Source organism: Pelotomaculum sp. FP, from assembly GCF_004369245.1.
GTDB classification, from domain to species: domain Bacteria; phylum Bacillota; class Desulfotomaculia; order Desulfotomaculales; family Pelotomaculaceae; genus Pelotomaculum_C; species Pelotomaculum_C schinkii.
On sequence record NZ_QFGB01000136.1, the window covers coordinates 1 to 1,646 of the forward strand.

The following is a 1,646-nucleotide window of genomic DNA, read 5'->3' on the forward strand; positions in this document are numbered from 1 at the left end:
CAATGTCATTAAGATAAGGCCAAGGCCATACCCGCAGCACAAAAGAGCAGAGTATCAAAAGGTACCCTGCTTTTTTTCGTTAAAAAATTGGAGAAATTTCAGAAAAACACTTGACAAAACGTAAAAAATTTGGAACGAAGCCTTGAAATGAATACATATTTTGGAGGCTTCGCTGATGAATGAATATCCCAATTCCATAAAAGAAACGCTGGCATCTCTCATCAAGGAGATGTCAGCGTCACCGGCACTTTTCGTTAAGGACCCAGAGAGAGATTTTACCCGTAAGCGTAAGCTGCCCTTTGAAACTGTGATACAGCTTCTTTTATCCATGGGCGGAAACAGTATTTACAAAGAGCTTCTAGAGGCACAAGGCTATGGCATCAACACAGCGACGACAGCCGCCTTTGTCCAACAGCGAGACAAGATTCTGCCGTCTGCTTTAGAGTTCTTGCTTCACGAGTTTACTCAGTCATTTTCAGATATTAAGAAATACAAAGGATTCCGATTGCTTGCCGTTGACGGTTCCGACCTGCACATCGCAACTGACCCCGATAATCCTGATACATATTTTCAAAATCACCTGGGCGAAAAAGGTTATAGTCTGCTGCATCTAAACGCCATGTACGATCTGTGCAACAGGATCTATGTTGATACCTGCATCCAGCCTCGCCGATGCGAAAATGAAAACAAGGCGCTGACGGACATGGTAGACCGGTCCCGCATTAAGGACAACGTCATTCTCGTTGCCGACAGAGGCTTTGAAAGCTACAACGTTTTCGCTCATATCGAAAAAAAAGGTTGGAATTATGTGATTCGAGTGAAAGATGCCGGCAGCAACGGCATCCTCTCCGGCCTTCGTTTGCCCTCAGACGGGGAATTTGATATTACTGTTCAGCGTATTCTTACACGAAAACAGACAAAAGAGATTAAAGCACACCCTGAAATATACCGTTTCCTTCCCGGTAACGTGACTTTTGACTTCTTAGACCTGTATGCTAACAAATTCTATCCCATTTCTTTGCGGATCGTTCGCTTTAAAATTGCTGATGATTCTTACGAAACGGTCATTACAAACCTGAATCAGTCCGATTTCTCGCCGGGAGAGCTCAAAGAGCTCTACAAAAAGCGATGGGGCATAGAAACGTCGTTTCGAGAACTCAAATATGCCGTAGGCCTGACCCACTTCCATGCAAAAAAGGTGGAGTACATTGTACAGGAAATATTCGCAAGAATGATCATGTACAACTTCTCTGAAATGATTACCTCGCACGTAGTCATTCAATACAGAGACACCCGATACGCGTATCAGGTCAACTTTACCGTTGCCATACACATCTGCAAATATTTCTTTCGATGCCGTGACAATGTACTCCCACCCAATGTCGAAGCGCTGATTCAAAAGAATATTCTGCCTATTCGTCCAGGTCGTAAGGACATCCGCAAAATCCGTTACAAAACGGCAGTCAGCTTCATTTACAGAGTAGCATAAACCCTTACCTTTTCATAGCCTTTAAGCAGATTTCACGATCTGCTTCATTTGCATGCATTTTTCAGCTTCCCTAAGAGAAAAGAGCATCCTGATAAGCTCTTCTGCCCTCATGATGCTCTTTTGCCTTGCCGACTCTTTGCTTATCTTAATGACATTG

Annotated in this window: 1 protein-coding gene; it reads left to right on the forward strand. The window is 43.6% G+C overall.

What is annotated here, in order from left to right; genetic code table 11:
• Positions 1-175: 175 nt before the first annotated feature.
• Entirely contained in the window at positions 176-1,489 is a 1,314-nt protein-coding gene (locus Psfp_RS21040; RefSeq protein ID WP_134220461.1) for an IS4 family transposase, read from the forward strand.
• Positions 1,490-1,646 lie beyond the last annotated feature (157 nt).